This window comes from Limnospira sp. PMC 289.06 (assembly GCF_032350395.1).
Taxonomy (GTDB): Bacteria; Cyanobacteriota; Cyanobacteriia; order Cyanobacteriales; family Microcoleaceae; genus Limnospira; species Limnospira platensis.
This window is the reverse complement of record NZ_JARPLC010000161.1, coordinates 1-8,954: the sequence shown is the minus strand read 5'-3', so window position 1 is coordinate 8,954 and position 8,954 is coordinate 1. Positions and strand designations below refer to the sequence as shown.

At 41.7% G+C, this 8,954-nt stretch carries 11 protein-coding genes and 1 pseudogene; 10 read left to right on the top strand and 2 right to left on the bottom strand.

Going from position 1 to position 8,954, the window contains the following annotated elements:
* A pseudogene (locus P5674_RS21510) lies at nt 1-410 on the bottom strand (ATPase); the annotation flags it as partial.
* Nucleotides 411-761: 351 nt separating this feature from the next.
* On the opposite strand from P5674_RS21510, the gene P5674_RS21505 reads away from it, so the two are divergent.
* The 9 genes from P5674_RS21505 to P5674_RS26680 all read left to right on the top strand — a co-directional run bounded on the left by P5674_RS21505 (nt 762) and on the right by P5674_RS26680 (nt 8,329).
* Entirely contained in the window at nt 762-992 is a 231-nt protein-coding gene (locus P5674_RS21505) for a hypothetical protein (RefSeq protein WP_006617344.1), read from the top strand.
* A gap of 222 nt (nt 993-1,214) precedes the next feature.
* Complete coding sequence (locus tag P5674_RS21500) at nt 1,215-2,447, top strand: radical SAM/SPASM domain-containing protein (RefSeq protein WP_006617343.1); 1,233 nt, start codon at nt 1,215-1,217, stop codon at nt 2,445-2,447.
* Between the two features lie 75 nt (nt 2,448-2,522).
* Complete coding sequence (locus tag P5674_RS21495) at nt 2,523-3,785, top strand: radical SAM protein (RefSeq protein ID WP_006617342.1); 1,263 nt, start codon at nt 2,523-2,525, stop codon at nt 3,783-3,785.
* A gap of 15 nt (nt 3,786-3,800) precedes the next feature.
* On the top strand, nt 3,801-4,658 hold the full coding sequence (locus P5674_RS21490; RefSeq protein ID WP_006617341.1) for a hypothetical protein: 858 nt from the start codon (nt 3,801-3,803) through the stop codon (nt 4,656-4,658).
* Between the two features lie 8 nt (nt 4,659-4,666).
* The gene (locus P5674_RS21485) at nt 4,667-5,842 is read left to right on the top strand and encodes a hypothetical protein (protein ID WP_006617340.1); all 1,176 of its coding nucleotides are present in this window, start codon (nt 4,667-4,669) and stop codon (nt 5,840-5,842) included.
* An 84-nt stretch (nt 5,843-5,926) separates the two neighbouring features.
* Nucleotides 5,927-6,808 carry a hypothetical protein gene (locus tag P5674_RS21480; RefSeq protein WP_006617339.1) on the top strand — a complete coding sequence of 294 codons (882 nt, stop codon included), beginning with the start codon at nt 5,927-5,929 and terminating at the stop codon, nt 6,806-6,808.
* 92 nt (nt 6,809-6,900) lie between these two features.
* Entirely contained in the window at nt 6,901-7,506 is a 606-nt protein-coding gene (locus P5674_RS21475; RefSeq protein ID WP_315670268.1) for a 2OG-Fe(II) oxygenase, read from the top strand.
* Nucleotides 7,506-8,150 (top strand): hypothetical protein, encoded by a 645-nt coding sequence (locus tag P5674_RS21470; protein WP_006617337.1) that lies wholly within the window; start codon nt 7,506-7,508, stop codon nt 8,148-8,150. The genes P5674_RS21475 and P5674_RS21470 overlap by 1 nt, the downstream gene beginning before the upstream one ends.
* 95 nt (nt 8,151-8,245) lie before the next feature.
* On the top strand, nt 8,246-8,329 hold the full coding sequence (locus P5674_RS26680; protein ID WP_006617336.1) for a DUF2442 domain-containing protein: 84 nt from the start codon (nt 8,246-8,248) through the stop codon (nt 8,327-8,329).
* On the opposite strand, the gene P5674_RS21465 is transcribed toward P5674_RS26680, so the two are convergent.
* Entirely contained in the window at nt 8,301-8,537 is a 237-nt protein-coding gene (locus P5674_RS21465; protein WP_014277505.1) for a hypothetical protein, read from the bottom strand. The two genes, P5674_RS26680 and P5674_RS21465, sit on opposite strands and share 29 nt — an antisense overlap.
* Before the next feature lie 22 nt (nt 8,538-8,559).
* Here P5674_RS21465 and P5674_RS21460 point away from each other — a divergent pair, with 22 nt between their 5' ends.
* Entirely contained in the window at nt 8,560-8,724 is a 165-nt protein-coding gene (locus P5674_RS21460) for a UPF0175 family protein (RefSeq protein WP_006617335.1), read from the top strand.
* Nucleotides 8,725-8,954: the final 230 nt, after the last annotated feature.

Sequence of the window (8,954 nt, the reverse complement as noted above, 5' to 3'; positions counted from 1 at the left end):
AAATCTTGAGGTGTGGGAGAATGAGAAGAAGAGAGATCGGAGGGCGATCGGTGTTGAGTATCTTTAATAGTTTGGATAAACTGACCAACAATGTTAATATCAATTTCTTGTAATACACAATTGCCACACTGGGAAATTTCAGAAACCCTATGTTTTTTATCTATCTTGGAACGAAAATTATATTTATTCAGGTCTTCCCCTAATTCATCCCGCAGCTTATCCCATAACTTAGCGGCTTCTTTCTTAACGTGAGATTCACGACAATTATTATATTCTTTAGCAATTTGAGCATATTTTTTTCCTGACCACACACCCTTGAGTATGGCTTCCTCTATAGGCTTGAGAGGTTCGCCGGTTTTCTCAAGGATCAGCTTTTCAGCCCACTCTAACACTTCTTCAATATTTTTCATCAGTAAAAATACAGAGACTTAATCTTAAAGCAAGAACTATATACCACCAAATCCTACTTTGTCAATCACCGGGAACCCAATCCCACTAAATCCTACTAATTTTTTTTCAGGGTACTGGGGAAAATTGGGTACTAAATACTACTTTCCAGAGTTGATTACTTTCGCTGATTGATATAGATTAAGATAGTATAGAAGCCGTACAATAGTAATTTACACCTGTTGAAAACTATTCCGCTAAAAAACCACTAGCTGCAATAGGTGGATTTTATTGTCATGTTCTATCGGATATCCTACGTTGTGTGAAACATCGCGTAGGAAATATTCTAAGTTTACGGAAATAGGGCTAAAGCCATGTCTCAAAATACTGTTAATCCCGTTCTAGATTTGTCTCAGCCTCAATCGGAGGAATTAGAAAGCACTCAGCCGCAAGAATCGGTATCCAGCACCCTACCTTCACAGGAAGAGTTTTTTAGTTTGATTGATGACGAGCGGAAGTTGACTCAGGATCATGTCCTTCCCTCAGAAGGCGAAAGTACCGTTCCTGGATATTACGTTTATCACAAATACAATAAGGGTACTTAGACAGCGCCAGTTCTTTTGAGTTAAGGATAGCAAATCTGCAATTAGAGATTAGATTGATATCTACAACTCAGAATAACTGCTCGATCGCCTCTCGGACAAATAGCCCCATCCCTCTGCAAATAAAATTTCTTCTATTAGATTCCTTCTACTAGACTAAACTCGTTTTGTTTGAGAGGCCAAAAAACTCGCCGTGAGTTTGGATAACCTAACGGAAGCGCCAAGATGAAAACTTTACCTGACAACACGGTTAGCAGTAGTTATTCCGCCATCAATCGTTCGTGGGTCAGTCTCCGAAACGTTCACGAACTTCATATCGAGCTAACTAATGTCTGCAATTTACATTGCAGCTATTGCTATGCCGAAGTAAAAACTCCAGGAAAAGAAGTTCCTTTATTTGATATCGATACTTTCGCGATCGCCATAGAACGAATCGCTGAGTATTCGCGAAAATCTCATATTGAACTAATATTTCACGGTGGAGAACCATTGCTTCAAAGCGATCAATGGTACGATAGAGCCTGCACTTTAGCCGTCAAAATCCTAGGAGACAAAGGCAAAACAGTAGACTTTGGTTTGCAAAGTAATTTAACTCTACTAAATGACGAGCATATTGATGTATTTGCACGTCATGGAGTTAAGATTGGCACATCCATAGACGGCCCAGAAGCTGTACACAATCAGGTGAGAGGTGGCTTCAAAAAGACGATTCATAACTTAAAGCGGTTGCGGGAGAGAGGTATTTTTTCAGGGGCGATCGCCGTTATTCATCTTCACAATTGGACATTAGTTCCCCAAATTTACGAAACTTTCTACCAACTAGGAATTACAGCTTTTCACCTGAATATTGCCTCGGCAGTGGGACACGGAATTGGTGCCAAACCTTTAAGCGAGGAGCAAATATTTAGAGTTCTTAAAGATAACTTAGATAGTCTCATTCGCTATGAGGGGTCAATTGTAGAGACGCGAATGTTAGCCAAAATCCAGCGTCATCTAGCTGCACCTTCTGCTAAAGAATTTCTGGATCAGTTAAGGTGTGATAATCCCTTTTGCCATGCTGGAATTAACATGATTGTTGTTAAGGAAACTGGCGAAGTTTATCCTTGTGGTTGTGCTGGTTCTAGCGGAAATGTCCAAAGTTACTTACTAGGAAACATACTCGATCCAGATGGGTTCGATCCAGATGGGTGGAAGCAGAAATTACATGGCTTTCATGGGAAGACAGATAAATATGAAAAAGATTGTCGGACTTGTCCCGCGAAATTTGTTTGCGAACATGGTTGTCCAGCATTTGATTTGAACGATTCGGAAACTCCAGAAAATCATTGTGGCGCAACTAAGCGATTTGAACGTTATCTTCGCACCTTGCCTTTAGAGGCGATCGAGCAAGTAGCACAGATGAGTCCCCAAATGGCTAAAAGTAAAAATGCTGCTGACATCATAACTAACTGGCAATAGGGTCTAAACGCAGTAACTTTTGGCTCCAAAAGTAACATCTCAAAAAATCAAAAACATCAATTTTAGGTAGATTACATGAATTTGATTGTTATTGACAAGTGTAGCAATTACTGTGCCTACTGTTTTGCCTCCACCGAAATGGGTAAGTCAGGAAAAAAGACAGTTTTAACTCGTGAAGGTATCGAGCGGGTTGTGCAGTTTATCAGTCGCAGTGGTCCTAATTTTCGTCTGAATATTATCGGAGGTGAACCTTTTTTATATAAAGACCTGGTTTATCTCTTAGAAAAGTCGATGGCTGAACCTGCTTTGGGTGATGCCACTATTTTTACGGGAGGTATCTGCAATACCAATGAAATTCTCAAACTGAAACCCTATCGCGATCGCCTTAGCCTGCTAGTTAATCTCAACGAACGTCGGGATTATCGCCGAAACACTGAATACGAGTTAGTCTTGCACAACATTGATGTTGCTCTTAACCTGGGCATTCCTGTTAACATCGGCTTCAATATTTGGCGTCAGGATTTCAACTATCAAGAAATTTTAGATGTGTGTGAATCCTTTGGCATTGAATACTTGCGCTGGACAGTTGCCTATCCAGAACTGAACCCATCGCCGGAAGTCCAAGTATTGAGTCCATCGGAGTATCACGCTGTAGCCCCAAGAATAGCTGAATTTCTGGAAGCAGCCTACTGGCAACACATTCAAGTCTATCTCGATTGTCCGCTACCTAAGTGCTTTTTCACTTCCGAACAACTGGGTCGAATTCAGTTAACACAGCCCAAAAGTGCTGCCTTTCGTTCTTGTGGCCCGGTTATTGATGTGAACCCAGCCCTAGAAGTTTTTCGGTGTTATGCGTTATCCGATCTGGAACGAACCCAACTGACAGATTTCGATAACTTCTCGGAATTAATGGCTTATTACAAACGGGTCATTGATGAAAAATACGATCGCCCGCAAGTTTACGATCGCTGTGATACCTGCGAATTTGCCGAAGACCGTTCCTGTTACGGTGGCTGTATGGCTAATAGCGCTGAATCGATCGGTGGACGGGAATCCCAAGAAACACTGCTCAAAATAGCGTACCAAGCCATCCAGCAAGGGCGAGGTCAAGAGGCAGAGGTCGCACTCAAAAAAGTCTTTCGCAAAGATGCGGGTGTTTCCTTACTTTGGGCGCACCGCTGGAATATTGATGGGGATATTTCCCAAGCGAAAGTTTTTGCTCGCCAAGCGGTCAATCGCAGCCGTACAGTCCAAATGCGTGCAATGGCGACAACTTTGTTGCAGCAACTTTCCGCAAGCGGACATAAACAGAAACGAGAATTGCTCAACCAGCCCTAACTCATAGAAATTAAAATGCAAATCAAAGTTGGCAATATCGAGTATAACTTGCCTGATGAGGCGGGGATGGCTGCGGCTATTTTAAAGTTAATTAACACTGAAGAACAACGAGTTTTAACTATTCGCAAATGTGGAGTCAAAGCCGAGGAGTACATTCTGATTCATCTGGTGAGAATGTATATTCTGCGGTGGGTGCTTCCCGTCATTGAAATAGAACATAGTGGATGCTTGGATGTCAGTCTGATACCAGAGATACAAAACCGTTTTTGGCTTTGTATGTTTGGGCGATCAGTGGATGACCTCCACGATCGAGATAGTGCTTTTTTTTCCGTGTCTGATTCAATTCTGTTAACAGCAATTTATAGTAGTCTGCTCAATTTTCAACCATCCACAGCAGAGGGAAAGGATCTGCTTAAGCGAACGGCCAAATCTCTGTCTCCTTGGCAAGATGAACTGACCGCAGCTAGTCTAACAATGGAGTTGATTGGCCAGGATTTATGCCACAGAGTTGCTTATTTTTTATCCTCACCATCCGTTGGCGATCGGGCGGCTAAACTTGTGCAATCTTATATAGGAGTTTTGCTAGGAAGGTGTGACCTTGATGACTGTCTTGCTGATGGGGCAACAGGATTACAGTCCACAGCAATTAGTCGATCCCTGCATCAAAGTGTGGCCGACCCAGAAGGAAAAATACACCTAAATTCTCAATTGTTGGAATGGTATCTGTCCACAGAAAAAATGATTCGTCAAGAGGCAGATTTTCTGATGATTAATTTGGAGAAATTTGGTGCTAACTATGCAGCCAGCGTCGTCAAAGATACATTTCGACAGTCGCCATTTAATTGGATGCCAGCCATTAATCATCCCCGATAAATTTACCCATGATTACCATCCGCAATCCCATACATATTCAGACCAACGATGAGGTTAAATCATCACTCGATCGCATTCAGGATTTTTTGAGTGCCGACGCAGTTATTCCGTGCCAACCAGGGATAAAAATTGACGATATCTTTCTAGTCGGGCCGCGTCATAACCAAACGATAACCACTGTATTAAAGCAGCTTGGTTGCCCAAAGAAAGAAAACATTTCTGCTGACACAAATATCTTAGCTTGGGGAGTCTGGATGCCTCGGTCATCAAAGCAATTAGATGCTCCTGTAGTTCAGATTTTCCGTTTGGTAGCAGGATTAGGCGATCGCCCAGTTTTGATTTCAGATAATCAACTAGAGCCGGGAGAGCTAATTGTGGTAACAGAAGATTGTCATTCTTTTGTCACCTTACGTCCCTACCAGGGAGAAGATTTACCACCAGACATACAGTGGTTTGCTTGGGTCGGTAATCGGCAAAATTTACTCCAAGAGAAAAGCACACTTTCAGTGACTAAAACCCGGATCGCTGAACCCTTGACATCTTCAGTTAATCCAGGCCCGGTAATAAGTGCATCATCTCCTTGGTTGACGGACTCTAACCCTAATGTTCAATTCAATTTAACTTCCGAAACACCATCCTTTCAACTAACGCCCATGCTGCCTCCAGAAGAATTCGAGGCACTGGCAAAAGCAATGACATTAGCGCCTTGGACTCGAAGAATTGGAGATATTTACAGCCAAGATAGTTTGGATATTGCGGTTTGGAGTCAAACCTTTGGCTGTCCCGAAATTGTTAAAACGCTGATGCAGCGTCTTCAAAAGCCGGAAATGGTAGAACAAATAACTCGCTTGACCGGGGTGTCTGTAACGGCTCAAAGAGAGATATTTTCCTATCGCCTTCGAGAAGGAGAACGAATTCTCAACCATGCGGATGGAACTTGTAACGGGCAATTGATAGTAAGAATTAACTGGTTGCTGCAAGTACCTGGATCGCCCCTCCGTAAGTGGGATTTTCGCTTTTGGCACCCGGATCGTCCAGAGAAACCCCCGATTGTTTACCCTTCTTTGCCGAATCATGCTGTGATTTTTTTGATGGGAAAATATACGCCCCATGATATCACACCCATTCCTAAAAACTCTGGCGTTAGAACCAATATTATTATGACATTTGGACACAGAAAGTAAAAATATCACAATTAATATATGACAAAAGCTATTGAAAATAGTAGTAAATAAGTTAACCCCCCTTGTAATTACAGCAAAGAATCCATGATTTACACTTTATTAGATTTTCTGTTAAACGGATTAAAATCCCAATGGCATAATGTGAATTTTTGGGGGATAGCCATCACAGCTTTAGGCACCTTTTTCACAATCCTGTTTTACTGGCAACAAAATTACAGAGCGCTTTCTTTTGAGGTGATATCTTCTGAACCTCTTCCGAAAAGTAGCCCGGTCAAAAATCAAGACATTAAAGTAGGAGACATTCAAATCATTAATGGTGGCGTATTAATTGTTATTCTGCGTAACTCAGGTAATCAACGGATTAAACCAGAAGACTGCAAGTCACAAGTAGAATGGCCGATTCATTTGAGTGGCTTTGATAAAAGCAATGCTCGCGTGATTTTAGCTTATGCAGAAACCAATGATGGGGAGGAAATAAAAGTTCAAATTACCAAAGATAAAAATCAATGGCTAAATATTGAAATTAATAAAAATAAGTTAGATTTAGAGCCAGGAGATTATGTCATAGTCAGAATTTTAGTGGACTGCCCCGAAAAATATCAAATATATAACTTGAGAGAAACCATTGAAGTAAGTCAGCTTAAGATAGCAGGACTGCCTAAAAAGCTTTCACCCAGTAGCTATACAAGCTGGCTAAAAGTGGTGGTTGAATTAAGCATTTTACTCATGTTGTGCTGGCCACCCTCGGCAACTCAAATTTTAATTGATACAACAAATTTAAATAGCCTGCAACTGTCCGGGCAACGTCTTTACTTATCGGGTACGGGTTGGTGGGGCATCACTTGCAGTTATTTATTATTCTTCTTGCCTATATTAATTATATTAGACTTAAGTAAGAAAGGTTTTTGGGGCTGGTATTTAGTCAAGATGATGATTGGTAAATTCAAAAAACAGATTCAGATTTAATTAAAATGAATATCAAAAAAAGGCAAGATATAATGGAAAATATATTGCACGATAGTCTCATAGAAGCTTTAGAGGCAAAATTAACCGCATTTATGTCGGCAAAGCCATATCCTCACTGTGCAGGAAATCAATTAGTTGGAAAACACATAGACTGTTTTGAGGCAGCGATAAAAACAGTACCTATGCGTCGCCATTTGGCAGACTTTTACTCTCAATACGATGCCGTATTGTCTCCTGAAATAGCCGGGAATAATTCGGTAATTCAAGCGCTAATTGCTGCACCTAAGTGCCAAGATGTCCTTGAAATTGCTTCTATTTTGGCGGGGAGTCGCTGTACCGAGAGTCTGGTAGTAATTCACTATCTGGGCGATCGCGATGAAATTGAAATTCATAATGATGCAAATGACCACGGGGAGAAACTACGTTTGTGCTGGATGCTGGGCGAGAGAAACTTTTCAGGTGGCGAATTTTGCATTCACCCTAACGCCAAAGAAATGCCGATTAAGCGCATTCCTCACCAGCGAGATAGCTGGGTTTTATTCCGAATCGGCAATAACTCCTACCATTCTGTAAGTCAGGTGCATTCTGCCACCAAAACTGAGGGTCGGTGGACTGTTATTTTCACTTGGGGTGCCCGCACAGAATCCCTGAACTTGAATCATTGTGATAACAATAAATTATTGGAGGAATATGTGTAATGAGTCAATATATGTTTGAACTTCAAAATTTATTTCCGGGCAGTGAAACTGAACTGCGTTCCCAATTTGAGTCTGCTCTTCCTTATCCTCATGCTGTGCTGCCCAATGCTATGAATATAGAGTTTGTTCAGCAACTTTTCGATGCACTTAACGCTTTACCTTTTCGATGGCTGCGAGTGAAAGAAGCATTTTATGAACACGAAGTTTGTAACCTTTTAACTGTAGCTTCGATTTTCGGCGGTGTATTTAACGACCTAGTACAAACTTTACAAGAACCTACCTTAGTCACCCGTCTTTGCAATTTTGTGGGTTCTCCCCCAGCTACCCTTGTTAGTTTGACTGGACACCGACTCTACGATGGAGATAAAATTGGCACTCATAGCGATCAAAACCCCTTCGGTGAGACTTTTCGCTTACTTTTATTTCCCGATCCAAAACCTCAATTTTCGGGAGGTGTGCTGTTACTACAGGAACAAATTGAGGGTAAAATGATAACGCGATCGCAAGTTTCATATCTTCCTTTCCAAGTCTACTTATTTCGATTTAGCCCTCACTCTCACCATGCTGTAACCCCGGTACAAGCGCATAACACCGGAGCCAATAGATTAACAATACTAGCTACTTATGGAACTCAGTCTGTGTAAAATAATTTTTGGAGGCATGGTATGAATAGGACAATTCAGACTGATATTCGAGTAAAAAATGTCTGATATATGAAGATAATTTTATTGTTTAATTAATGAATGAACGAACTATTACCGTTCCTTTAGCTTGGTTTCCTCGACTATTAAAAGCTACTCCCGAACAGTTAGAAAATAGGTGATTTTTGGCGGCGGTTCTGGGATTCCTTGGGAAGAAATTGATGAGGATCTTAGTACCGAAGGATTATTACGCGGTTCTCCCGCGCCTCGGAAGAAAACGCGATTATAAGACAAGAAACCCGGTTTCTTTAACAAACCAGGTTCTGCGTTTCTGGACAATTTCCAGGCTGAAAAGACAAGCCAGATCGCCTCCAGAGGAGTTTCTCCCATTTCAGGTTTCCCGGTTCCAGATTTGGCGGCTATCTATTGGTATCAAAAAAGTAAAATTCCTCACGACCAAGCCGTGCAAATAGCTGGTTTAAATCGTCGCGACTTGCTGAAGGCTTTAACCCGCGAAAAAGTAGATATATTTGCGATCGACTTTAATCACCTACAAAGGGAGCTTGAGCGTGAGTAATTCCTGGTATGGTTGCTGCTCAAGGGGGAACTATATCTATAAGTATTTAAGGTAGATGTTGCGCGATCGCCTCTTTTATAGTTCCTCTGGGTCTAAACCGAGCGATCGCAACCTTTGCGCCAGACGTTCAGCCCGTTGTTCGGCCGCTTCGGCTCGTTGTTGGGCGGCCTCTTCGGGTAACAGGACTAAATTACCTTCCGTATCGTAAAACCGCAACCAAATTGCCTCCT